This is a genomic window from Pseudomonas sp. DSP3-2-3, from assembly GCF_049898225.1.
Lineage (GTDB): Bacteria > Pseudomonadota > Gammaproteobacteria > Pseudomonadales > Pseudomonadaceae > Aquipseudomonas.
The window spans coordinates 113306-135845 of the sequence record NZ_JAFCXH010000004.1 but is presented as its reverse complement, the minus strand read 5'-3'; the positions used below and the strand labels follow the sequence as shown (position 1 = coordinate 135845).

Here is a 22540-nt window from a genome sequence, read left to right as displayed (position 1 = left end):
CAGAGCAAGCCTGTCAGCATTTATCGAAATAAATAAGGGAGTCTTCCCCGCATGAATACCGTAAATAACAAATCTGCCCTGGTGGTCAGCGCCCATTCTGCCGATTTCGTCTGGCGTGCCGGCGGCGCCATCGCCTCGCATACCGCCCAGGGTTACGCCGTGCACATCGTTTGCCTGTCCTTCGGCGAACGCGGCGAGTCTGCCAAGCTGTGGCGCAAGGGCACCGAAATGACCGAAAGCAAGGTCAAGGCAGCGCGCCGCGCGGAGGCCCAGGCGGCGGCGGATATTCTCGGGGCCACGGTTGAGTTTTTCGATATCGGTGACTATCCGATGCGCGCCGACAAGGAAACCCTGTTCCGGCTGGCCGATGTGTTTCGCAAGGTGCAACCGGAATTCGTCCTCAGTCACTCGCTCAAAGACCCGTACAACTACGACCACCCGCTGGCCATCCATCTGACTCAGGAAGCGCGCATCATCGCCCAGGCCGAAGGTTACAAACCCGGCGAAAAAATCGTCGGTGCGCCGCCGGTCTATAGTTTCGAGCCGCATCAGCCTGAACAGTGCGACTGGAAGCCTGACGTTTTGCTGGATATCACGCCGGTGTGGGACAAGAAGTACGCGGCCATCCAGTGCATGGCCGGCCAGGAGCATTTGTGGGAGTACTACACCCGCGTCGCTTTGCAGCGGGGCGTGCAGGCCAAACGCAATATCGGCATCACCGCCAGCAAGGACATCATCTATGCCGAGGGCTATCAGAGCATCTTCCCTCGCGTAACGGAGAATCTGGGATGAGCAATCTCGTTGGCAAGACCGGCATCGTGGTGCGCAACATTCCGCGTGCCGACTTCGCATTGATTGATGAACTGACCCGCTATGGCGTCGCCACGGTGCATGAAGCCCAAGGCCGTATTGGCTTGCTGGCGTCGAACATTCGGCCCATCCAGCAGGATATCGCCATGAGCGGTTCGGCCGTTACCGTGCTGGTCGCGCCGGGTGACAACTGGATGTTTCATGTGGCGGTAGAACAGTGCCAACCCGGCGACGTGTTGGTGGTTGCGCCGAGCTCGCCGTGTACCGACGGCTTCTTTGGTGACCTGCTCGCCACTTCCCTGCAAGCGCGGGGCGTGCGGGGGCTGGTGCTGGATGCTGGCGTGCGGGATACCAAAACCCTGCGCGAGATGGGCTTTCATGTCTGGTCCCGGGCGGTACATGCGCAGGGCACCATCAAGGAAACCCTGGGTTCGGTGAACATTCCGGTGATCTGCGCCGGACAGTTGATCAATCCTGGCGATGTAGTGCTGGCCGATGATGATGGCGTGGTCATCGTGCGTCGCGACGAGTTGCCAGCGGTCATCGATGCCAGCCGCAAGCGTGCCGACCTGGAAGAGCAAAAGCGCCTGCGCCTGGCGGCTGGCGAGCTGGGCCTGGATATCTACACCATGCGTGCGCGACTGCAAGAGAAGGGCCTGAAATACTACGACAGCCTTGACCAACTGGAGGTCTGAACATGAGTCAGACCCGCATTCCCTGTTTACTGATGCGCGGCGGCACCTCCAAGGGCGCGTATTTCCTGGCCGACGACCTGCCAGCCGATGCCGAGGTGCGGGACCGCGTGCTGCTGGCGGCCATGGGTTCGCCGGATGCGCGGCAGATCGATGGGCTGGGCGGCGCGGACTCGCTGACCAGCAAAGTGGCAATCATTCGCAGTTCCCAGCGACCTGGTGTGGACGTCGATTACCTGTTTGCCCAGGTTGTGGTGGCCGAGCCTCGGGTGGATTACGGGCAGAACTGCGGCAACATTCTCGCTGGCGTCGGGCCGTTCGCGATTGAACGCGGTCTTGTCGCCGTACAAGGCGCGCTGACTCGGGTCAGGATCTACATGGAGAATACCGGCCAGACCGCCACCGCGAATATTCAAACCCCAGACGGCGCGGTGAGCTATGACGGCGACGTCCGGATCGACGGCGTTCCCGGCACCGCAGCGGCGGTGGTGGTGGAGTTCGACGATATTGCCGGCTCCAGTTGCGGCGCCTTGCTGCCAACCGGCAATCCCGTCGACCGCTTCGACGGCGTGCAAGTGACCTGTATCGACAATGGCATGCCGACGGTGCTGATCCGGGCGCAGGATCTGGGTTGCACCGGCTACGAAAGCTGTCAGGAACTGGACGCCGACGCAGAGCTGAAACAGCGCATCGAATCGATTCGTTTGCAGGCGGGGCCGTTGATGAACCTGGGCGATGTCCGCCTGCGCACGGTGCCGAAAATGGTCCTGATCGCCGCGCCGGTAGCGGGCGGAACCCTCAGCAGCCGCAGTTTCATTCCGCACAGATGCCATACGTCGATTGGCGTGTTCGGCGCGGTCAGTGTGGCGTCGGCTTGTCTGATCAACGGCACTGTCGCAGATGGCCTCGCGCAAACCACGGAGGCTGCGGACCAGCAATTGTCGGTGGAACATCCCACCGGAGAATTCAGCGTGCGCCTGCGTCTGGATAACGGTGTGCTGGCCGGCTGTGGCCTGGTGCGCACCGCGCGGTTGATTTTCGATGGACAGGTGTGCGTTCGCAAGTCGGTTTTGTCGGCTATACCTAGTCGGTGACTTGCTAATTCCCCAAGCACCTGACCCTTCACGGAGTGAAGCCATGCCCACACTTGCCCTTAAGATGAGTTCGTTATGGTTGGTGGCCGTAACGGTTGCAGGATGTGCCAGTTCAGTGACCCAGCCGGATGAGTATTCCGGGTTTCTCAAGGACTACAGCCAGCTCAAGCAGGAGAAATCACCCTCGGGTGCCGACGTGATGCGTTGGATTGATCCGCAGCTCAATCTCGCGAAATACACCAATGTCTATGTCGAACCGAGCCAGTTTTATCCCAAGCCTCAAGCCACCGACAAAATCCCGCAAAGTACCCTGCAAGGCATCACCCGGTACTACGACCAGGCGTTGAAGCGGGAGCTGGGCAAGTCGCTGCCCATTGCCGCATCGCCCGGCCCAGGCACGATTATCGTCAGACCGGCAATCACCGCGGTCACCAGCAAGACTGAAGGCCTGAAACCTTACGAAGTGATCCCCATCGCGTTGGTGGCGGCAGCGGTCAGCACCGCATCGGGGATTCGTGACCAGGAAACCACTATCGCCACCGAAGCGGCGTTCCTTGATGCCGATACCAATAAGGTTATCGCCCAAGTGGTGCGCAAAGGCTCCGGCAGCCCATTGGAAAGTTCGGCGCAGGTCATGAAACCAGATGACGTCAAAGCCGTGCTCGATGGTTGGGCGTCGGATCTGCATCAGTCGTATTTGAAATTGAAGGCGAAGTAGCAAAAAGGGTCCGTGAGCTGTTGGCAAGCCTCGCCAACAGCTCACGCGCCTTCGCGGGCAAGCCTCGCTCCAACAAACTGACGTGCATTCCTGCCACATTCTCCCCGATAATGGCATTGTAGTGTCACGGCTGATCTTCCCAAGCTCAGCCTTATCTTGAGTGCGACCGCTAAGGCGCGCACCTCTGCTACCTGTAATTCCAAACAATCGAACAAGGCAAAAATCGCAATGGATGCTGCATCTCAAAGCAACAAACTTTCTTCAATTTTTACCAAAATCACCGCAGGTATTGGCAGCTTGCTGGGCATTTTGTGGGGGATATTTACCTATGTGTTCCCCGATCCTAGCGTTTTCGGTTTCAGTATCGAGTTCCTGAACTGGAGGACGATGATTTCTGTGGTTGCGGCGCTGACGCTGTTGGGTGCGCTCTGCATTGCCGTCCTGGCTCGCAAGCTACCCTATTTGCTTAAGCGAAGTGTCTGGCTGCTACTGGCTCTGATGTTGTGCGGTGTGTTTTTCAAACTGGGCAGCGAGTACGCCAAGCCTTCTTTCGATTTTGCTCGAAGCCAGAAGGTAATTCTGGAGAACGGCAACGCCAATGTGTTTGGCAAACGTGTCGAAACCGTCGATAACGTGCGTATCGAGTTGCTGGAATGCGAACAGAATGGCCAGGCGCCGACTTGCTCCATCGTGCTGACCAACAATAACTCAGATCGGGATTTTCGCTTGGCCTCTCCCACCAGCCTGTTCGAAGAAACCGGTGGCGCGCTGAATCTGGCCCAGTTGCGGGTTGGCGATGCCAAGTACGACCGGTGGGATTCTTTCCAGCTGATTCGAAATGTGCCAACCCGTCTGACGCTGATTTTTGATACGACTCGCGGACGGGTCAAAGCCTCGCCGGCGTTGAAGTTGACGTTTCGTGATCGCGAAAACAAAGATAACGTTCTGAAATTCAACGAAGTTAAGGTCAACTAGAAAGGCGGATCGGCGAACGAACGCTTGTAGATGCCAGCTTGTTGGCGAGGCGAAATGTCAGGTAAGCCTTTTCGCGAGCAAGCTCGCTCCCACCAAGTTCGCTCGATAGACGGGGGTGGAGCTGAATCTGTGGGAGAGGACTTGTCCTCGAAGGTTTTTCAGGCGCCGAAGATGTGTTGTCCTGACGGTCGTCTTCCCGGATAAATCCGGTCCCACAAAGGATTGCGGATTCGTTGGAGCGAGGCTTGTGCCAAGGCATCATTTCAGGCGATAAATTAATCGGCCGAAATTCCGATTCGCGGGCGAGGCTTGCTCCCACACATCTGCTGCTGCCAAACGCCTCACTGACTACCAAACATTGCCGTCCAGTAAATTCCGGCATCGCTTTTCGGATCGGTTGCATAGGCAGCGCCCAGGTCGCGGTATTGCGGATTCATCAGGTTGGCGCAGTGGCCGGGGCTTGCCAGCCAGCCATCCAGCACCTTACGCACCGAATCCTGCCCTGCGGCGATGTTTTCGCCAATCTGTTGCCCGACGTAGCCCGCCAGCTCGGCCCGGTCGCCGGGCGTACGGCCATCACGGTCGATGTGATCGAAGAAGTTGTTGTTGGCCATGATTCGGCTATGGCTCTGGGCCGCGCTGCCCAAGGTTGCGTTCCAGCTCAGCGGGGCGGCTGCGGCGAACTCCTGGCCGCCACACTGGCGTGGCTGGGTGCGCGCACGGTTGATCATTTCCAGCAGCTTCTGGCCCTCCGCCTGCCAGTCGCCCAGACGCGCCGCGAGCAACGGACGCGCCAGGACGATGCGCCAGTCACGGCCTTCCCGGCTAACGCCAATATCGACAAACTGCGGGTCCAGCACCACCTGACAGAAGCTTTCCAGCACCACGCCCATGGCCGCCTTGGCATCGCGGGGGCCGGAAAGGCTGATCGCCTGCACGTTGACCATCGGATAGGTCGCCCGCGCCAGCGCCTTCTGCAGGTCACCGACACTGTTGCCGGACAGCACCAGGCGCGGATCGCTAACCAGTGGCGGCAACTCCAGGGAAACCTGGTCCGCGCAGCGCTGACCCTGGCTGCGGTAAGCATTGATCGCGTCGACCAATTGCGTTTCCTCGCTCGCCACGGCGGAGGTGGCGAGCGACAGCCCGAGCAAAAACGCTGTCAGACGCAGCGCGGATGAAATGAATCCCATGAACCTCTCCCTTGAGCTGAGTGCGCCTATCATGCGCAATTTTCTCGCATCAGGCACAAAGGGATTTCGCTTCCGGTCAATCGTTCCCCAGTATCCCGTGCAAACCTGTGAATTCAGCCCTACGTGGGGAGTGGTTTAGGCCAGATACTTGCCGAACCAGGCCAGGGTTCGGTCCCATGCCAGCCTGGCGGCGGCATCATCGTAGCGAGGCGTGGAATCATTGTGGAATCCATGATTGGCGCCTGGGTAAATATAGGCTTCGTAGGTTTTGCCAGCGGCCTTCAATGCCTTTTCATAGGCTGGCCATCCTTCATTGATGCGGGTATCCAGTTCGCCGTAGTGCAGCAGCAGCGGGGCTTTGATCCTGACCACGTCTTCAGCTTTCGGCTGGCGTCCGTAGAACGGCACTGCCGCCGCCAACTCGGGGTAAGCCACCGCAGCGGCATTGGCGACACCGCCGCCATAGCAGAAACCGGTGATGCCGACTTTGCCCGTGGTTGATTCGTTGGCCATCAGCCATTCAATGGCGGCGAAGAAATCATTCATGAGTTTTTCCGGGTCAACTTTTTCCTGCAGTTCCCGGCCCTTGTCGTCGTTGCCGGGGTAGCCGCCGACTGAGGAAAGGCCATCCGGCGCCAGGGCGATGAATCCGGCCTTTGCCACGCGCCGTGCGACGTCTTCAATGTAGGGGTTGAGCCCGCGATTCTCATGCACGACCACCACGCCCGGCACTTTGCCGCTGGCCTTGGCCGGGCGTACCAAATAGGCGCGAACATGGCCATGACCCTTGGGTGACGGGTAGGAAATGTACTCGGCGACGATATCGGGATCGGTGAACTCCACCTGTTGCGCCAGCGCGTAGTTGGGACTCAAGGCGCTGAGCATGGCGCCAGCGGTCAGCCCCGCCAGCGTGAACGCCGCCGCGCGGTCGAGAAATTCCCGGCGGTTGATCTTGCCATGGGCGTAGAAATCGTAAAGTTCGAGCAGTTCAGGGGAAAAATCTTTCGCGGTGAGACGTTCCATCTACTGCTCTCCTTGGGCGGGTGTTGCCTTATTAAAGCAACGTTTGCGGTTACGGCCAATAAAGTCAGACGGGTATGATGGGCGCATCCCGCCTTTCCGGAGCCTCAATCGCGCATGTCCATCGTCACCCGCTATGAAACGCCGCCACCAGAAGCCATCAACAGTCAGATCATGCAGATGGTGGTCGATTACGTGACTGATATCAGCATGGTCGCCATCGCGCCCAGCAATCCGCTGTACAACCTCTATCAATACGGAATCGGCTACGAAGTGCATCTGTATTTGCAGGCGATGGACGGTTCCCGGGGCATACCGGTCGAACTGATCGTCGCCACGGACGAACAGAACCCGGAAACCGTGATCGGGTTTGTGCTGTATTTGCCGGTGCAGGACGATCCTCAAGCCTGTGCGGTGGCCTACATGGCGGTGGAGGCCAGACACCGTCGGCAGGGCGTGGCCCGCGCAATGCTGGAAGCAACGCTCAGCCGATATCCCCATGCCGAGCTGGCGTGCTTCATTGCCAAGGTGCCGCATTTCGAGGCACTGGGCTTTCAGGTGGTGGGCGCGCGCGGCCCGCAGGTATTGATGAACACCCGCGACCATGGCACTGACGGCCTGCTGGCGGTGCTGGATGTCGCGCCGATCTACAACTCGCTGGAAGTGCGGCAGATTCACACCTATTTGCTGCAACAGCATGGCAAGCGGGCAATGGTCGATGCCGAGAAGCAGCGTGACCGGCATCTGGACCAGATGACCCGACAGGCGCGGGCATTCGTCCAGGAGCGTCTTGGCGATGCGGCTGTGCAGAATCCGCTGCCGGGGCCGCGACTGGTCTAGATGCCAACCGGCGATGGCGTCTGGTCAGGCAACTTCTCCGCGAAAATTGTCCACCTATACTCAACGCAGCGTGGCTAAAACCCATCCGGGCGGGTAGGGCTCACACGCATTCAACCTTGCAGGAGATCGCAATTTTGAATCTGCGCTCCCTAAGCACTGCCTTGATCATTGGCCTGGTTCTGCTGCTGACGGGCTGCGCAACCGCACCGCGTGTCCCGCCAGCGCCGCCGATTGTAATTTCGCAGAACACCTGGCGGCAGGTCGACGTCGAGATCATTGCCGCCTCTCAGGATGCGGCCGGGCAGGCCGGTGTTTACGCCCGTGGTTCCATGGACCATTGGCGATTGCGGGTCTACGAGCAGACCGAAGAGACGTTCATTCCATGGTTCAGCAGTTACTGGACCCAGGAATGGCTGGCAATGAAAGTCGGCTGGTACAGCATGAGCGCGGGGGACGATCAGGACGCCTCGGCGAATCGATTGGCGGTTTATCTGCAGGAACAGTATCGCGGCCGTGTCCTCGCGCCGGTCGCAGTGGAGATTGATCCGGACGCAATCATGCAGCAATCGACGCAGTTCTATGTGCAACTGCTGGGCCAGCACTTTCAACGCATCGCGCAGCGCCATGGCGTACCGCCCGAGCAAATGAACCAGCATCTGAATGGCGTACTGGCGATCACCCTCGGGCCGCCGCCGCCGCGCGATGCCTCGCTTTATCAGCTGGTTCGTTCCGAGCCTCTGACAGTGCTTCCCGCGTGGTTGGCATTGCAGGACAAGATTCACACGGCCAGAGTCCAGTCATCCCAGGCGGCTATGGCCTCCGTCGCCAAACGCACCAGTGAAAAGCTCCAGGCCCAGTTTGCCAGCCGGGGCGTAGCGAGTGCTGCGGCAGCGGCGGCCGGCCGGGTCGCCGGCTTGCTGATATCCGTGGGTGTGGCGGGATTTCGCGCCATGGCGCACGAAAGCGACCGAGCGGAAATGGAAGCCCAGCTGCGGCAGAACCTGGGCACCGCTTTCGACGGTGCATGGCTGGGCATCATGAAAAATCGGGAGACCGGTGTCATGGCGGCGGTTTATTACTTGTCCGGACAGATCGAAACAAATCTGGCGACGCGTCCGGCGCTGTCAGCCAGGGTGTATTCACCACCCAAACAGCCCGAGCGCCAGCAGCCATCCAAGCTGAGACCGTGATGATGCGAAAACTCTGGAAGCGTTATGTGCATCAGCTGGACCTGGACCTGAATACCAAGATCATTGATAACGTCAAGAATCTGCTGGTCTGCGCCTTGTTGTTTGCGGCGGGCACCAATGTCCTGCGTTCTCAGCATGAAGTGTTCATGGGGCTGGCGGGGGCGACCATTTTCGGGTGGGTGTTGATCGGGTTTTTCGGGCGGAGTGAGGTGCGGGTCAGAATCCGCGAACAAGGTTCGCGCCTCACAGGTGCAATACGGTCATCCCGTGGGACCGGATTTATCCGGGAAAGCGTCGGGGCAGACGCCTACATCTGCGGTGTCTGGAGGTAGCCCCCAAACATAGAATCTCCACGTAGCGCAGCAATAAACCGTGGCGCAACAAAGCCCGCGCAATCATTCGTTCAGTTGATAGTGACCATCAAATATTGCGAGTTCTGTTTTTTTGGCAAAGGAGGAGGATAGCGTTATACCCAACCGGCTTTTGAAGGAATGCGTGCGATGAGAATTTCAACCCTGCTGGCTCTTGTCGCCGTATTGTCCGGTGGCGTTGCTGTCGCTGCACCTTCCTACGCGGCTGACGTGCAGTCCTGCCATTTGCTGCCGGTGGCCGACAGCTCGGCAAGCTTGCAGCATTCCCAGTCAGTGGGCGTGCTTTACAGCGAAAACACCGTCAGCAACCTGGCTTACCTTGAGCAATATCACACAGTCGCCGTGAAAGGCCAGAAGAGCGGCGTGCTGGATCCGCGGATCAGCTCGGCGTTCATCGACAGTTCAGATCCGCAACTGGCAATCGGCTGGCTCAAAGAGTCGCTGGACACACATTTTGCCTCGGTCACTGTCTACAAGGATCTCGATACGCTGGTGCAGGCCGGGCCTGATGTGGTGGTGATGCTCGACACCTATAACCAACTGGTCACTCAGCGCAATACCCAGGTCGAAGCGCGCTACGTCGCCAAGTTTTACGATGCGAATCTGCAATACATCGGCAAGGCTGAAGGTTATGGTGCCAAGCAGATGTCATCTGTATGGGTTCATGACAAGGCCGCCGCGGAGATTGCCGCGCAAGTGGACCAGCAACGCGAGCTGCAAGTGAACGCACTGAAACAGTTCGACGCATCATTGAAGGTGTTGGTGACCTCCGGCCAGGTGGCGAGTAATTGACAGGGCAGAGCATGGATTCGATCGACGAGCAGCGGTTTACCCAGCGTTTGATTTTAAGGCCACCGAAGGCTGAAGACCTGGCCGCACTGTTCGCCATTTATGGCGATCCGGCGACCAACCAGTTCAACCCTGCCGGCCCGTTACGTGAGATCAGTCAAGCGCAGGCGCTGCTCGATGGCTGGCTTGCGCATTGGCGGGAAAAGCGCTTCGGTCAGTGGGCCATCGCCACCCGCGAGGCGGCGGATACCGTGATCGGATTTGGCGGAATCGATGCGCGCATGTATCTCGACGTCGAGCGTTTGAACCTGGGTTATCGCTTTGCCGTGACGGCCTGGGGCAAGGGCTATGCCACGGAGCTTAGTCAGGCGGCGCTTGATTACGGTTTTAGCGACTTGCAGGTGCCGGACATTTTCGCCGTGGTCAGACCCAACCATATGGCCTCCATACGCGTGCTGGAAAAGATCGGCATGCAGCACATCGATTCCCTCGACGATGTGCCGGGTCAGCCCGCCAGTCAGGTGTATCGGGCCAGTCGACAGGCCTGATCAGTGTGAAAACCTCTTCGCCCCCGCCACGCACAGGATCACTGCAATACAGACCCCGAGCATGCCAATGCTGACCTGCTCGTGCAGCAGCGTGGCCGCCAGGGTCAGGCCGAAGAATGGCTGGAGCAGTTGAAGCTGGCCGACCGCGGCAATTCCTCCTTGAGCCAGCCCGCGATACCAGAACACGAAACCGATCAGCATGCTGAACACTGAGACGTAGCCCAGGCTGAGCCACGCCGGAAGATCGATGCCCGAAAATGACGGCGGGCTCAAGGCCCACGCCAGTGGTGCCATGATCGGCAGGGCCAGCACCAGCGCCCAGCAGATCACTTGCCAACCGCCCAATGTCCTTGAAAGCCTGGCCCCTTCGGCATAGCCCAGCCCGCAGGCGAGGATGGCCAGTAACATCAGAATGTCGCCTGCGGGTGCGACGCTGAGGCCTTGCGACACAGCAAATCCCACCACCAACGCGCTGCCCAGCACTGAAAACAGCCAGAACACCGGGCGCGGGCGTTCGCCGCCGCGCAAGACGCCGAACACCGCCGTGGCCAGCGGCAACAGGCCGACGAAAACAATGGAGTGCGCCGAAGTGACGTATTGCAGCGCCAGCGCGGTCAGCAACGGAAACCCGACCACCACGCCCATTGCCACGATTGCCAGAGGCACAAGCTGCTGGGCGACCGGTCGTCGCTGTCGTAGCACTATCAGCAGGCCAAGCGCCAATACTCCGGCAATGCTTGCCCGCGCCACGGTCAGGAACACCGGGTCGAATTGCATGACCGCCAGGCGGGTCGCGGGCAGCGAGCCACTGAAAATGACGACGCCAATCAGGCCGTTGAGCCATCCGCTGGCTGGCTTTACGTCGGCATGGACTGCCGGGTTCGACGTCTGTTGCATAGCGCTTCACTCGCTGTGATCAGGTAATTACCGGTTGTGTCTGGCCATCGTATGGCTGAAGATCATGACAATCAAAAAATCGTCATGGATACATCTTCATATGGCCCGTGCCCGCTACAAAACCTTGGTGGATGCATTTGCTGCCGACATACGTTCGGGCGGTTTGCCGCCGGGTACCCGCTTGCCCACGCACCGCGAACTGGCGGCCCGCGAGGGGCTGGCCTTGGTGACGGCGTCCAGGGTCTATGCCGAGCTGGAGACCATGGGATTGATCAGCGGCGAAACCGGGCGGGGTACTTTTGTCCGGGAAACCGCGTTGCCGCCGGGTCGTGGCATCGATCAGCAGGAAGTCGCGGCAGGCATGCTCGATCTCAGTTTCAATTACCCGTCACTGCCCGGTCAGGTTGAGTTGTTGCGCGGGGCGCTGCGCCAGTTGGCGGTGGCGGGGGATCTGGAAGCGTTACTGCGTTATCAGCCCCACGCCGGTCGTCTGCACGAGCGCGCGTGTCTGGCGCGCCATCTGAGCTGTCGTGGCTTGGCGGTTGCCGCTGAACGGCTGTTGATTGTCAGCGGCGCGCAACACGGTTTGGCAATTGCCGTCATGGCGCTGTTCAAGCCGGGGGATGTGATTGCCGTCGACGCGCTGACATACCCAGGATTCAAGGTGGTTGCGGACGCCCATCGTCTGGAGCTGGTGTCGATTCCGATCACCGACCGGGAGCCTGATCTGGATGCACTGCAAGCCTTGTGCGCCAGGCGCCGGGTCAAGGCGGTCTACACGATGCCGACGCTGCATAACCCCATGGGCTGGGTGTTGGATCTGGCCTGGCGTGAGCGCCTGGTCGGTATTGCCCGACAGCACAGACTGTTGCTGATCGAGGATGCGGCCTACGCCTTTCTCGCAGAGAACCCGCCCACGCCCTTGGCGACACTGGCACCCGAGTTGACGGTGTATGTCTCCGGTTTCTCGAAAAACATCGCCACGGGATTACGCGTCGGGTTTGTCGTCACGCCGCTGGATTGGGTGCCACTGTTTGAACGAGCGATAAGGGCGACGACCTGGAACACCCCCGGCGTCATGACGGCGATGGTCTGTGGCTGGATCGAGGACGGAACCGTCGCCCGGCTCGAAACCGAGAAGCGCGAGGATGCGGCGGTCCGGCAGGCGATTGCCAGAAAGGTACTGGCCGGTCTGCGCTGCATCGGCCATCCCAACTCTTATTTTCTCTGGCTGCCGTTGCCGGAGGAGGTGCGCTCCGATCAGGTCGCCGCGGCTTTGCTGCGGGCCAACGTCGCGGTTTCCACGGCTGAATCTTTTGTCGCGTCTGGCCCGGTGCCCCACGCAATTCGTCTGGCACTGGGTTCCGTTGAATTGTCGACGCTTGAGGTGGCGCTCAATGAAGTCCGACGCGTGATCGATCTGTACGCCTATTGAGTGGCCCGGTAGGGCCACTCGTAAAACGCCTGAACGAGATCAGATGGCGCTGCTGTAACGGCGGCTCGTCACCCAGCAAATTGCCAGCGCCAGAATCGCCACCACGCCGCCGACAAAACCTACCCAGGCCGCGCCCAGATGATGGACCACAATGCTGCCCAACAACGCGCCGCCGCCGATGCCGATGTTGTAGATCGCCGAGTGCAGCGCGGTGGCGACGTCGGTGGCGTCCGGCGCCATGCGAATCACCTGAGACTGCATTTGCACGCCAAAGCACAACATCGCCAGGCCCCACACGGCAAAAACTGCAACCAGCGCGTAGACACTCAACGAGGCCCAGAACATCAAACCCAGACACAGGCACAAGCAGCCAATCGCGATGTGAGTCAGGGTCGCCGGGAAGCGCGTGTGCAAGACGCTGAAGAAAATCGAGCCGAGCAATCCGGCCAGACCGAACAACAGCAGCAGCCAGGTGGTGGTCGATTGACTGAAACCGCCCACCGACTGCACAAACGCTTCGATGTAGGTGTAGGCGGTGAAGTTGGCGGTCACCACCAGCGCAGTGATGACATACAGCGACACCAATGCCGGGCGCTTGAACAGCATAGGCAGGCTGGTCAGGCTGCCACTGTTCTGGCTCGGCAACAGCGGCAACTTCTTGGCCAGCAAAAACCAGATCAGGCACGCCACCAGCGCGATGGCGACAAAGGTTGCGCGCCAGCCCATGCCTTCGCCCAACAGACGGCCAATCGGGATGCCGAGCACCATCGCCAGGGACGAGCCCATGGCCAGGATGCTCAGCGCGCGGCCATGATTGGCAGCCGGCGCGAGGCGCACGGCGAGCGAAGCGGTAATCGACCAGAACACCGAGTGCGCCAGGGCGATGCAGATGCGGCTGATCACCACGAGGGTGAAGGTCGGTGCAACGCTGAGGATGATATGGCTGACGATCAGCGTGCCGATGGCCCATTTAAGCAACAGCCGCCGCTCAACGTTACGGGTCAGCAGCATCATCGGCAGCGACATCAGCGACACGGTCCAGGCATAGACCGTCAACATGGGGCCCACTTGCGCGGGCGTCATGCCGAAGCTGTTGGCGATGGCGCTCAGCAATCCTACCGGAGCGAACTCGGTGGTGATGAAGATGAACGCAGCGACAGCGAGCGTGCAGACACTGATCCAGCTGGTAGGTTGCGCGTCGGCAGTTGTAGTCATGAAACCTCGCAAAAATTGGGTACGGCGGGCGACATTAAACCAGCTCTTTCTTCATGTGGCGTTCGATCTGTTCCAGGGACTTGCCCTTGGTTTCCGGCAGACAGAAGAACACAAACAGCAAAGAGCCAACGTTGATCACCGCGAAGACAAAAAAGGTCGGGTTGCCCAGCGCTGCCAGAGCCATGGGAAAGGTAAAGGCAACTGCCGCGTTGAACAGCCATTGCATCGACACGGCGGTACCGGTCAGCAGGCCGCGAACCTGCATCGGGAACAGTTCCGACATCAGCAGCCAGTAAACCGGTGAGATACACATCTGCATGAATAACAGAAACAGCAGAATACAGGCGAGGGCGGCGTAGCTCTGGGTCAGGTTCTGCGGCATGAACGTCAATACGCAGCCCAGCGCGACCTGGGCAACGACGACGATGACCAGCCCGGTCATCAGCAAATGACGGCGCCCGAAGCGGCCGATGGCCCAGATTCCCAGCAGGGTGGCGATCACCGAAACGATGCCGTTGCCGATGGTGGCGGTCAGCGCGGCGTTGGTGCCCATCCCGGTGTTCTTGAGGATGATCGGTGTGTAATACATGAACGCGTTGACCCCGGTGAACTGGGCGGTGAAGCCCAGGCCGATGCCGATCAGCAACAACTTGATCACCCAGCCCTGACGCAGCAGCTCTTTGATGGGAGGGCGTTTGCGCGCCTGCTGGTGCTGGGCTTTCATGTCCTCGACTTCGCTCTGGGCATCCTCGGGATTGTCGCGCAGTTGTTCCAGCACATCCTTTGCTTCATCGAAGCGGCCCTTGGACGCCAGCCAATGTGGCGAGGCCGGGACAAAGAAGGTTCCCACCAGCAGCAAAATGCCCGGCACCATGGCGAAGGCCAGCATGTAGCGCCAGATTCCCGGAACTTGTACGAGCGCGGCCAGCAGAGCGCTGAGGGCGTAGGCGAGCAATTGTCCGCTGACGATCATCAGTTCGTTGCGGCTGACCAGACGCCCGCGTTTTTTCGGGCCGGCGATCTCGGCGATAAACACCGGGACTGTTGCCGAACCGCCGCCGACGGCAATGCCCAGCAGGAAGCGCGCGGCAACCATGAACGGGATCGATGGTGCAATGGCCGTGCACAAGGCGCCAGCGATGAACAATAACGACAGCAACCGCAGCGTCAGGCGCCGCCCGAAACGGTCGGAGACATAGCCGCTGCCCAGCGAACCGAAGGCGGCGCCAATGATCAGCGAGGAAGTGACCAAACCCTCGGTGACCGCATTCAGGCCCAGCCCGCCCTGATCTACCGGCAATGTCATGAACGGCAAGGCACCGGCGATGATGCCCGTGTCGTAACCGAAGGCGAGGGCGCCCATGGTGGCCACGAGTACCGAAATAAAGATCAACCGTTTTGACGACGTGTTATGCCCGGCCTGTTCATGGCGAGCTGAGGAAGTAGTGGTCGAAGACATGAACTGCAAAATCCTGTGGTCGATCTGAAAGGAAGCGAGAAGGAACGTTGCTGCGGGATGCTGGCCAGTTGGCTTGGGATGTTAGGGGACAGCCGAACGCACGAGTTCCCTTTGAAACACGAGGATTGGGTAAAAAGATGAAACGTTTCAGCTGGATGTCGCAAAGCGGTTTGGTACGCGCTCTATCAGCGTCGGAAAAGGTCAGTTGCTTTCGCCCCCGCAACCTTTGTCCGCGTTATGAACTCTGCTCAAAAGTTGCAACCCGGTTTCTGCCGAGTCGCTTCGCCTGGTAAAGCTGCTGGTCGGCGCGTTTGATCAGCGTCGCCGGGTTGGCGTCCGATGCCTGCGCCAGCGCGATACCGATGCTGACCGTGACTTGCCCGACCACGGCAAAGGTGGCCTGGGCAATGGCGGCGCAGATGTTCTGCGCAACAATTTGTGGGCTCTTCTCGCCTTCGATCTCCAGCAGCAGCACGGCGAATTCTTCACCGCCGTAGCGGGCGACAAAGTCCGTGGCGCGGGTACTGGATTGGATCAACTGTGCCAGCTGCACCAGCACTTCGTCGCCGGTGGCATGGCCGAAGGTGTCATTGATGCGCTTGAAATGGTCGGCGTCGATCAACAGCAACGCGAACGCGCGGCCTGTGCGTTTGAACAGCAAAGTACACTCGGCAAGCTTCTCATCCAGCCGCCGTCGGTTGTAAACCCCGGTGAGGGCGTCGTGGGTTGCCAGTTTCAAGAGTTCGGCGTTGGCCTGTGTCAGGGCGGCGGTGCGTTGCGCGACGGTGGTTTCCAGGGACGCGTTCGCGGCCTGCAATTCTCGCTCCTTGCCCAGCAGCGACTCAGTCATGCTCTGCATGGATTGGCCCAGCTGCGCGATTTCCTGAACGGGGTGTTTCAGGGGAAAGGACACGCCGGTGCGATGGGTCTGGACCCGCTTGGCGGATCTGGCGAGTTGCTCGATTGGCCGACTGAGGGTCAGTGCCAGATAGTAAGCCACCACCGCGAACAGCAGCGCAGCAAGCACACCCAGTCCCAGCAGCTTGTAAAGCAGGATGCGCGCGGGTTGCAGCGCTGTGTTCAGTGGCTGGCGTACCGCGATGTTCCAGGCCAGCCCCGAATTGGGCGGCGTCGGCACGGCAATAACGCTGCTGACATACTCGCTATCCACCGACCAGCCGGATGCGTCGGAGAGGCTGAGTGGCGATCCAGGCATGTTGGTTTGCAGCTGCCCGGCAAGTTGCTCGGGATAGAGTATCCGACCGTCCTGATTGACGATCAGCACGTGAGTGTCAGCGCTCATGTCGCTGTGCGAGATGGCGGATTGCACAATCGTCGTCACCCAGCTCCAGTGCGCATGTGCGCCGAGGACGCCGACCACTTGACCGTCGCCGTTGATGATGGGCGCTGCAAAGTCAATGAAACGCAACGGCTCGCCGTTGGCATTGGAGGGCAGCACTTTCGCCAGCAGCAGGGCTTCATGAGGATCGCCGGTGTACGGGCCGCGCAATCCCGCTTTGAACCAGGGTCGCTCCTTCACCGACTGATTCAACAACAAGCCTTTCACCGACTGGTGCACACGACCGTCGGTGTCCGCAACGCCCATCCAGGCGTATTCGGACCGCGACTGACTGCGCAGCTCCATTGACGGCAATATATCCGGGTCATCGAGGTCGCCGCGTACCAGATGGGGTTCGCGGCTGAGCAGGAAGATTTCCAGTTGTCTTTCCCGCAGCTGGATGCCCAACAGGGCCGCCGCTGAACGGGCGTTACTCGCCAGCGCGCTGCCGCTTGCCTGCTTCATTTGCTCGGTTGCGATATGGCCCACATACACGCCGACTATCAGCAGCGTCAGCAGTGACAAACCGGCAAACCAGAGGGTCAGGTGGCTGCGGAGACTGGCTTTGAACATGGGCGCGACCGGACGATTGGACTGTGGTCATGTTATGCGCAATGAATGGCTATCCGCCAGCTTCCGGCGGCAAATTCATCAGAAAATGAGGCACATTGCTGGCCCCGCAATCTCGGATTGCCCGTCAAACTGTCTTTCTTTTCAGAACGTTAGGTGCAGGCTAGATGCGGATCTTTGGATTGATTGCGGCGACGTTGGTCTTGGTCAATGTTTCGCTCACGGCTCAGGCGAAAGAGCCGAGCATGAACGGGCGCGCCATTTGCGCCTGGGGTTCGGGCATTGCAGCAGGCGCGCAGGAATCGAAGCTTGCGGGAGTGACCCTCTATGGCGCACGCAAGAAGCTGCAAACCCGGAAGTTTACCCAGCCCTGGATGCGCATGACGGCCATGGGCATCACCGAGCAGACTTATAAAAGTCCTTCACGCCTGAAGCCGGCTGGCATCAAGCAGACCTATTACGAGCAATGCGTCACTCATGAGCTGGCGCGTAAGTAACCTATTTTCGTTGGACCTAGGCATCGGCTTCTGATTTTTGTTTTTCCGTGCTGCGATTGGGCAGACACCGCCAAACCCGACGAAGTCGGGCCGGACGTCAGCGCAGATGGTTTTCGTCTATTTTTGCCGAAACAAAATGGACTCGACCGTCAGGGCGAAACCTCACTGGGCAACGCTGCAAATGTTGTTGCTGCCACCCGATTCAACATGCGTCACTTCGACGCTCTTCGCGGGCAACATACAAGGAGCGAAGTTGTTTCGCGAAGGGCTTTGTCTCTGCTTCGAAATAATGGGCGGATGTACCGGCGACTCGCGGGCAAGCCTCGCTCCAACAGAATGCATTCAATTCAATCACTTGCGATCCAGCCACACAGTCTGGGCATTGCAGAACTCACGCACGCCAAAATGCGACAGCTCGCGGCCGAATCCGCTTTTCTTCACGCCGCCGAAGGTGACCCGTGGGTCCGATGCGCAATAACCGTTGATGAACACGCCGCCCGTTTCCAGCTCAGCGGCCAGCTTTTCCGCCAGGGCAATATCGCGGGTATAGATAGTCGAGGCGAGACCGAATTCGCTGTCGTTGGCCAGTTCCAGCGCATGCCGGGCGTCCCGCGCCGTGACGATCGACGCTACCGGGCCGAACAGTTCCTGTTTGAATGAGGTCATTTGGTCGGTGACATCCGCCAATACCGTTGGCTCATAAAAATTACCGGGGCCAGGGGCTTTTTTACCGCCGAGTAACAAGGTCGCGCCTTCTTCCAGGGTGTCCTGAACCTGCTGATCCAGTTCATCACGCAAATCGAAACGTGCCATGGGCCCGATATAGGTTTCAGTCGCCAATGGATCGCCGATGACCAGTTGCCGGGTAGCTTCGACGAATTTTTCGGTGAAGGCTTCCACCACGCCTTGCTCGACAATCAGGCGCTTGGCCGCAGCGCAGACTTGCCCGGTATTTTGATAGCGGCCGATCACTGCGGCTTTGACCGCTTCGTCGAGATCGGCGTCATTGAGCACAATGAACGGATCGGAACCGCCCAACTCCAGGACGCATTTTTTCAACGCTGCACCGGCTTGAGCGCCGATGGCCATGCCGGCTCGCACGCTCCCGGTCAGGGTCACGGCTGCGATGCGCGGGTCAGCGATGGCGGTGGAAACACCCTGGGTATCGACGTTGATGACCTCGAAGACGCCTTCAGGAAAACCCGCGCGCTTGAAGGCATCGAGCAACAGATAGGCGCAACCCATGACATTAGGCGCGTGCTTGAGTACATAAGTGTTGCCGGCGATCAACGCCGGGACTGCGCCGCGAACCACCTGCCAGATCGGGAAATTCCATGGCATGACCGCCAGAATCGTACCCAGCGGCCGGTATTCGATGCGCGCCTTGCCGCCTTCGACCAGTGTGGGTTCGGCGCTCAACATCGCTGGACCATGGGCGGCATACCACTCGCAGAGCTGCGCGCATTTCTCGATTTCGCCGCGTGCCTGAGCGATGGGCTTGCCCATTTCCAGCGTAATCCTGGTCGCCAGTTGATCTGCATCATCACGCAGCGATCGGGCGAGTTCGATCAGCAACTCTGCGCGTTGCCCGGTGGTGGTTCGCCGCCAGACCGAAGCGCCGACCGCTGCGCGAGACAGCGCGCCGTCCAGTGCCGCTGCCGATTCGAAAGGGTAGTGGCCGATCTGCTCGCCGTTGACCGGATTGATGGATACGGCATGGGTGAGGCTGGATATGGAAGTCATGTCACCGTCCTGCTAGTAGGGATGAACAAAGAGTACGGTGGCTTTAAGCTTCTAGAAACTGAATAATACTGAGCGTATCGTTCACGATTGGAGAATGAAGTGGATCTGGTCCAGCTGGAGATTTTCAAAGCCGTGGCTGAACACGGCAGCATCAGTGCAGCCGCGCAGCACATCCACCGTGTGCCGTCGAACCTCACCACGCGAATCAAGCAGCTGGAGCAGGACCTCGGGGTGGATCTGTTCATCCGCGAAAAAAGCCGCCTGCGCCTGTCACCTGCCGGGTGGAGTTTTCTCGACTACGCCCGGCGCATTCTCGCCCTGGTGGAGGAGGCCCGCGTGACCGTAGCCGGAGCAGAACCGCGTGGGCCGCTACCCCTCGGATCGCTGGAGAGTACGGCGGCGGTGCGCATTCCTGGCCTGTTGGCGGCCTATAACCAGAAGTACGCCAAGGTTGAACTGGATTTGTCCACCGGACCTTCCGGGGCAATGATCGATGGGGTGCTGTCTGGTCGACTGGCTGCGGCGTTCGTCGATGGTCCGGTTCTGCATCCGGCTCTGGAGGGCGTACCGGCTTTCGAGGAGGAAATGGTGATCATCGCGCCGCTGGGCCACGCGCCGATTCGCCGCGGTCGGGATGTCAACGGCGCCAGCATTTATGCCTTTCGGTCCAACTGTTCCTATCGGCATCATCTGGAAAACTGGTTCGCCGAGGATGCTGCGGTTCCGGGGAAAATCTTCGAAATTGAGTCTTATCACGGCATGCTGGCCTGCGTCAGCGCCGGTGCCGGACTGGCCTTGATGCCGCGCAGCATGCTGGAAAGCATGCCGGGGTGTGCGACGGTGAGCGTCTGGCCGTTGTCCGAAGCGTTTCGTTTCCTGCGCACCTGGCTGGTCTGGCGCAGGGGAACGGTGTCGCAAAGTTTGACGGTATTCGTGCAAATGCTTGAGGAACAGGGCGCGTCAGCCTGACAAGCCAAGACAGCTGCTCAAGGCCGAGACTGGGTCGGTAGCATCGCCCGCGCAAGCGTACCGCCATGTGGCCGACGAAAAAGACGCAGCTCGCCGCCGTGTTCCAGCACAATCGCCCGCGCCGCCGAAAGCCCGAGGCCGACGCCGCCGGTGCTGCGGCTACGTGACGTTTCCAGGCGAAAAAAAGGCTCAAAGACTTTTTCCAGCAACGCTTCAGGAATCCCCGGTCCGTTATCGGCCACTTCGATCAACACCGAGTTTGCGGACCGCGACAGGTTGATGGATGGCGCTTCGCCATATTTGATCGCGTTTTCAGTGAGGTTGATCACCACGCGCTTGATGCCCAGCGGACGCCCGAAATACACCTGTTTACCGGGTCCGGAAAATTGCACCAGCACGCCTTGATCCCGGTAGTCATCGATGATGGTCTGGATCAGTTCGGAAAGATCGAACGCCGTGGCGGGCTCAAGTCGCGCGTCGTCGCGGAAAAAATCCAGGGCCGAGGTAATCATCGACTGCATTTCATCCACGTCACGAAACAGTTTGCGTTGCTGCTCTTCATCCTCGATGAATTCGCCGCGCAAGCGCATCCGGGTCAATGGCGCCCGTAAGTCATGAGAGATGGCCGCGAGCATCTGCGTGCGATCCGTGACAAAGTGCCGAATCTGCGCCTGCATGGCATTAAACGCGATGATCGCCTGGCGTATTTCATAAGGGCCTTCGGGCGTGATGGCAGGGGAGTGGAAGTCGCCTCCGAAACGCCTCGCCCCGTAAGCGAAGCGCTTTAAGGGACTGGCCAGCCGGCGCGTGGCGAACCAGGCGACGAGGACCACGGCAATCAGACCGAGCAGCGCCAGCACACTGTTGCGCGCCAGTTGCGACATGCCCCAGGTACGGTCGGGCGCGACAAATGCCAGCCAGGTTGCGTCGCTCAACTGCACGGCCAGCATGTAGCGGGCCTGAGGATCGGCCTGCGGCCAATCGTCCGGTTCGTAGGCTTCCACGTGACGCTCCAGGGAATGTGTCAGCTGCTGTATGACATACGCGTCGCTGAAATCATCTTCTATTGCTGGCGCGCCGATGCTCTGATGGTCTGTGTACCAATGCACGGTGAACAGTGAGTTACTGGCAGCCACGGTCAGTTTGGGGCGTAATTCAGGCGGCGCTACTTCGATCAGGCGAGTGATGGCCGAGGCTTCTTCGAGCAGGCCGATCTGCTCCAGCGACGGTCGCGACCAGACGCCCGCCGCCTGCACAAATAACGCGTACAGCGCTAAACAGGTAACCATGGCAGCGATGATCGTCAGCGCGACCCAGCGCACGATGGTGTCCCTGGATCCGTCCAGAGCGCTCATCGCCGGCTCACATCGGCGGTGAAGATGTAGCCGCCGTTGCGCACGGTGCGGATGATGTCGGGCCGCTTGCTGTCGGGTTCGATCTTGCGGCGTAACCGACTGACCTGCACATCGATGCTGCGATCGAATGCCTCGTGGGTATGCCCGCGGGCCAGGTCAAGCAATTGCTCGCGGGTGAGAATTCGTTGCGGGTGTTCGACAAACACCCGCAACAGGTCATATTCGCCGCCCGACAGCGGAACCATGACGCCTTGCGCCGAGCGCAGTTCCCGGCGCGTCAGGTCAAATTGCCAGTCACCGAACAGGATCAGCGGGTGGCTTTTGTCCGCTGCTCGCACGGGATGGTCCGAAGTGCGTCGTTGCACCGAGCGCAACCGCGCGAGCAATTCGCGCGGGTCGAAAGGTTTGGTGAGGTAATCATCTGCGCCCAGTTCGAGGCCGATAATCCGGTCGCTGACTTCGCTCATCGCGGTCAACATGACCACCGGCGTGTTCGACTCAATGCGAATCTTCTGGCAAAGACTCAAACCACCTTCGCCTGGCAGCATCACGTCGAGAATGATGATGTCGGGACGCTGATTCTTTATCGCCGCCCACATGCTGACGCCGTCTCCCGCTACTTCAACTTCGTAGGCGTGGCGGACGAAAAATCTTTTCAGCAGGTCGAGGATTTCGACGTCATCGTCGACGATCAGAAGTTTGCTCACGAAGGTCCAGTCAAGGCAATTAATGGGCCCTAATCTAAGTGAAATAAATGGCCCGGTCATATATTTCAATCCGGTAACAATCATTCCACAGAGGCATATTCGGAAGGCATTCCA

At 59.7% G+C, this 22540-nt stretch carries 22 protein-coding genes; 13 read left to right on the top strand and 9 right to left on the bottom strand.

Going from position 1 to position 22540, the window contains the following annotated elements; genetic code table 11:
• Nucleotides 1-51 precede the first annotated feature (51 nt).
• From galB to ACP7E4_RS06600, 5 genes are all read left to right on the top strand, one after another.
• Nucleotides 52-792, top strand: coding sequence for a 4-oxalmesaconate hydratase (gene galB / locus ACP7E4_RS06620; protein ID WP_426112833.1), 741 nt, complete (start codon nt 52-54; stop codon nt 790-792).
• On the top strand, nt 789-1505 hold the full coding sequence (locus ACP7E4_RS06615; RefSeq protein WP_426112835.1) for a 4-carboxy-4-hydroxy-2-oxoadipate aldolase/oxaloacetate decarboxylase: 717 nt from the start codon (nt 789-791) through the stop codon (nt 1503-1505). The genes galB and ACP7E4_RS06615 overlap by 4 nt, the downstream gene beginning before the upstream one ends.
• A 2-nt stretch (nt 1506-1507) precedes the next feature.
• Nucleotides 1508-2596: a 4-oxalomesaconate tautomerase gene (locus ACP7E4_RS06610; protein WP_426112837.1), complete on the top strand. Its 1089-nt coding sequence runs from the start codon at nt 1508-1510 to the stop codon at nt 2594-2596.
• Between the two features lie 43 nt (nt 2597-2639).
• On the top strand, nt 2640-3314 hold the full coding sequence (locus tag ACP7E4_RS06605; protein ID WP_426112839.1) for a DUF3313 domain-containing protein: 675 nt from the start codon (nt 2640-2642) through the stop codon (nt 3312-3314).
• Nucleotides 3315-3542: 228 nt separating this feature from the next.
• A complete protein-coding gene (locus tag ACP7E4_RS06600; RefSeq protein WP_426112841.1) occupies nt 3543-4289 on the top strand; it encodes a hypothetical protein in 747 nt (248 codons plus the stop codon).
• A gap of 341 nt (nt 4290-4630) precedes the next feature.
• Here ACP7E4_RS06600 and ACP7E4_RS06595 read toward each other — a convergent pair whose 3' ends face one another.
• Together ACP7E4_RS06595 and yghX are read right to left on the bottom strand one after the other, a co-directional pair.
• Complete coding sequence (locus ACP7E4_RS06595; protein ID WP_426112843.1) at nt 4631-5482, bottom strand: CAP domain-containing protein; 852 nt, start codon at nt 5480-5482, stop codon at nt 4631-4633.
• 135 nt (nt 5483-5617) lie between these two features.
• Nucleotides 5618-6505: a YghX family hydrolase gene (gene yghX, locus ACP7E4_RS06590; RefSeq protein ID WP_426112845.1), complete on the bottom strand. Its 888-nt coding sequence runs from the start codon at nt 6503-6505 to the stop codon at nt 5618-5620.
• A gap of 114 nt (nt 6506-6619) precedes the next feature.
• Here yghX and ACP7E4_RS06585 point away from each other — a divergent pair, with 114 nt between their 5' ends.
• The 5 genes from ACP7E4_RS06585 to ACP7E4_RS06565 all read left to right on the top strand — a co-directional run bounded on the left by ACP7E4_RS06585 (nt 6620) and on the right by ACP7E4_RS06565 (nt 10240).
• Entirely contained in the window at nt 6620-7342 is a 723-nt protein-coding gene (locus ACP7E4_RS06585; protein WP_426112847.1) for a GNAT family N-acetyltransferase, read from the top strand.
• A gap of 134 nt (nt 7343-7476) precedes the next feature.
• Nucleotides 7477-8532: a hypothetical protein gene (locus tag ACP7E4_RS06580; RefSeq protein WP_426112849.1), complete on the top strand. Its 1056-nt coding sequence runs from the start codon at nt 7477-7479 to the stop codon at nt 8530-8532.
• Entirely contained in the window at nt 8532-8864 is a 333-nt protein-coding gene (locus ACP7E4_RS06575) for a hypothetical protein (RefSeq protein WP_426112851.1), read from the top strand. Before ACP7E4_RS06580 ends, ACP7E4_RS06575 begins: the two co-directional genes overlap by 1 nt.
• A 168-nt stretch (nt 8865-9032) precedes the next feature.
• Complete coding sequence (locus ACP7E4_RS06570; RefSeq protein ID WP_426112853.1) at nt 9033-9695, top strand: ATPase; 663 nt, start codon at nt 9033-9035, stop codon at nt 9693-9695.
• 11 nt (nt 9696-9706) lie between these two features.
• Nucleotides 9707-10240 carry a GNAT family N-acetyltransferase gene (locus tag ACP7E4_RS06565; RefSeq protein ID WP_426112855.1) on the top strand — a complete coding sequence of 178 codons (534 nt, stop codon included), beginning with the start codon at nt 9707-9709 and terminating at the stop codon, nt 10238-10240.
• Here ACP7E4_RS06565 and ACP7E4_RS06560 read toward each other — a convergent pair whose 3' ends face one another.
• On the bottom strand, nt 10241-11137 hold the full coding sequence (locus tag ACP7E4_RS06560) for a DMT family transporter (RefSeq protein ID WP_426112857.1): 897 nt from the start codon (nt 11135-11137) through the stop codon (nt 10241-10243).
• 100 nt (nt 11138-11237) lie between these two features.
• On the opposite strand from ACP7E4_RS06560, the gene ACP7E4_RS06555 reads away from it, so the two are divergent.
• Nucleotides 11238-12572, top strand: a complete 1335-nt coding sequence (locus ACP7E4_RS06555) for a PLP-dependent aminotransferase family protein (RefSeq protein ID WP_426112859.1) — start codon at nt 11238-11240, stop codon at nt 12570-12572.
• A 39-nt stretch (nt 12573-12611) separates the two neighbouring features.
• Here the strand turns inward: ACP7E4_RS06555 and ACP7E4_RS06550 are convergent, their stop codons facing one another.
• The 3 genes from ACP7E4_RS06550 to ACP7E4_RS06540 all read right to left on the bottom strand — a co-directional run bounded on the left by ACP7E4_RS06550 (nt 12612) and on the right by ACP7E4_RS06540 (nt 17158).
• Nucleotides 12612-13787, bottom strand: coding sequence for a sugar transporter (locus tag ACP7E4_RS06550; protein ID WP_426112861.1), 1176 nt, complete (start codon nt 13785-13787; stop codon nt 12612-12614).
• A 34-nt stretch (nt 13788-13821) separates the two neighbouring features.
• The gene (locus ACP7E4_RS06545; RefSeq protein ID WP_426112863.1) at nt 13822-15246 is read right to left on the bottom strand and encodes a sugar porter family MFS transporter; all 1425 of its coding nucleotides are present in this window, start codon (nt 15244-15246) and stop codon (nt 13822-13824) included.
• A gap of 235 nt (nt 15247-15481) precedes the next feature.
• Nucleotides 15482-17158, bottom strand: coding sequence for a sensor domain-containing diguanylate cyclase (locus tag ACP7E4_RS06540; protein ID WP_426112865.1), 1677 nt, complete (start codon nt 17156-17158; stop codon nt 15482-15484).
• Between the two features lie 164 nt (nt 17159-17322).
• On the opposite strand from ACP7E4_RS06540, the gene ACP7E4_RS06535 reads away from it, so the two are divergent.
• Nucleotides 17323-17652 carry a hypothetical protein gene (locus ACP7E4_RS06535; protein WP_426112867.1) on the top strand — a complete coding sequence of 110 codons (330 nt, stop codon included), beginning with the start codon at nt 17323-17325 and terminating at the stop codon, nt 17650-17652.
• Nucleotides 17653-18003: 351 nt separating this feature from the next.
• Here ACP7E4_RS06535 and ACP7E4_RS06530 read toward each other — a convergent pair whose 3' ends face one another.
• The gene (locus ACP7E4_RS06530) at nt 18004-19395 is read right to left on the bottom strand and encodes an aldehyde dehydrogenase family protein (RefSeq protein ID WP_426112869.1); all 1392 of its coding nucleotides are present in this window, start codon (nt 19393-19395) and stop codon (nt 18004-18006) included.
• A 99-nt stretch (nt 19396-19494) separates the two neighbouring features.
• On the opposite strand from ACP7E4_RS06530, the gene ptrR reads away from it, so the two are divergent.
• Complete coding sequence (ptrR, locus tag ACP7E4_RS06525) at nt 19495-20364, top strand: putrescine utilization regulator PtrR (RefSeq protein ID WP_426112871.1); 870 nt, start codon at nt 19495-19497, stop codon at nt 20362-20364.
• A gap of 17 nt (nt 20365-20381) precedes the next feature.
• On the opposite strand, the gene ACP7E4_RS06520 is transcribed toward ptrR, so the two are convergent.
• Nucleotides 20382-21719 carry an ATP-binding protein gene (locus ACP7E4_RS06520; protein WP_426112873.1) on the bottom strand — a complete coding sequence of 446 codons (1338 nt, stop codon included), beginning with the start codon at nt 21717-21719 and terminating at the stop codon, nt 20382-20384.
• Entirely contained in the window at nt 21716-22426 is a 711-nt protein-coding gene (locus tag ACP7E4_RS06515; RefSeq protein ID WP_331152332.1) for a response regulator, read from the bottom strand. The genes ACP7E4_RS06520 and ACP7E4_RS06515 overlap by 4 nt, the downstream gene beginning before the upstream one ends.
• Nucleotides 22427-22540 lie beyond the last annotated feature (114 nt).

Excerpts from the sequence above, each read along its gene's own strand:
- ACP7E4_RS06585 (WP_426112847.1), top strand. The coding sequence starts at position 6,620 with ATGTCCATCGTCACCCGCTATGAAACGCCGCCACCAGAAGCCATCAAC.
- ACP7E4_RS06535 (WP_426112867.1), top strand. The coding sequence starts at position 17,323 with ATGCGGATCTTTGGATTGATTGCGGCGACGTTGGTCTTGGTCAATGTT.
- ACP7E4_RS06565 (WP_426112855.1), top strand. The coding sequence starts at position 9,707 with ATGGATTCGATCGACGAGCAGCGGTTTACCCAGCGTTTGATTTTAAGG.
- ACP7E4_RS06550 (WP_426112861.1), bottom strand. The coding sequence starts at position 13,787 with ATGACTACAACTGCCGACGCGCAACCTACCAGCTGGATCAGTGTCTGC.
- ACP7E4_RS06560 (WP_426112857.1), bottom strand. The coding sequence starts at position 11,137 with ATGCAACAGACGTCGAACCCGGCAGTCCATGCCGACGTAAAGCCAGCC.
- ACP7E4_RS06595 (WP_426112843.1), bottom strand. The coding sequence starts at position 5,482 with ATGGGATTCATTTCATCCGCGCTGCGTCTGACAGCGTTTTTGCTCGGG.
- ACP7E4_RS06600 (WP_426112841.1), top strand. The coding sequence starts at position 3,543 with ATGGATGCTGCATCTCAAAGCAACAAACTTTCTTCAATTTTTACCAAA.
- ACP7E4_RS06610 (WP_426112837.1), top strand. The coding sequence starts at position 1,508 with ATGAGTCAGACCCGCATTCCCTGTTTACTGATGCGCGGCGGCACCTCC.
- galB (WP_426112833.1), top strand. The coding sequence starts at position 52 with ATGAATACCGTAAATAACAAATCTGCCCTGGTGGTCAGCGCCCATTCT.
- ACP7E4_RS06555 (WP_426112859.1), top strand. The coding sequence starts at position 11,238 with ATGGCCCGTGCCCGCTACAAAACCTTGGTGGATGCATTTGCTGCCGAC.
- ACP7E4_RS06545 (WP_426112863.1), bottom strand. The coding sequence starts at position 15,246 with ATGTCTTCGACCACTACTTCCTCAGCTCGCCATGAACAGGCCGGGCAT.
- ACP7E4_RS06615 (WP_426112835.1), top strand. The coding sequence starts at position 789 with ATGAGCAATCTCGTTGGCAAGACCGGCATCGTGGTGCGCAACATTCCG.
- ACP7E4_RS06575 (WP_426112851.1), top strand. The coding sequence starts at position 8,532 with ATGATGCGAAAACTCTGGAAGCGTTATGTGCATCAGCTGGACCTGGAC.
- ACP7E4_RS06530 (WP_426112869.1), bottom strand. The coding sequence starts at position 19,395 with ATGACTTCCATATCCAGCCTCACCCATGCCGTATCCATCAATCCGGTC.
- ACP7E4_RS06605 (WP_426112839.1), top strand. The coding sequence starts at position 2,640 with ATGCCCACACTTGCCCTTAAGATGAGTTCGTTATGGTTGGTGGCCGTA.
- ACP7E4_RS06540 (WP_426112865.1), bottom strand. The coding sequence starts at position 17,158 with ATGTTCAAAGCCAGTCTCCGCAGCCACCTGACCCTCTGGTTTGCCGGT.
- yghX (WP_426112845.1), bottom strand. The coding sequence starts at position 6,505 with ATGGAACGTCTCACCGCGAAAGATTTTTCCCCTGAACTGCTCGAACTT.
- ACP7E4_RS06520 (WP_426112873.1), bottom strand. The coding sequence starts at position 21,719 with ATGAGCGCTCTGGACGGATCCAGGGACACCATCGTGCGCTGGGTCGCG.
- ACP7E4_RS06570 (WP_426112853.1), top strand. The coding sequence starts at position 9,033 with ATGAGAATTTCAACCCTGCTGGCTCTTGTCGCCGTATTGTCCGGTGGC.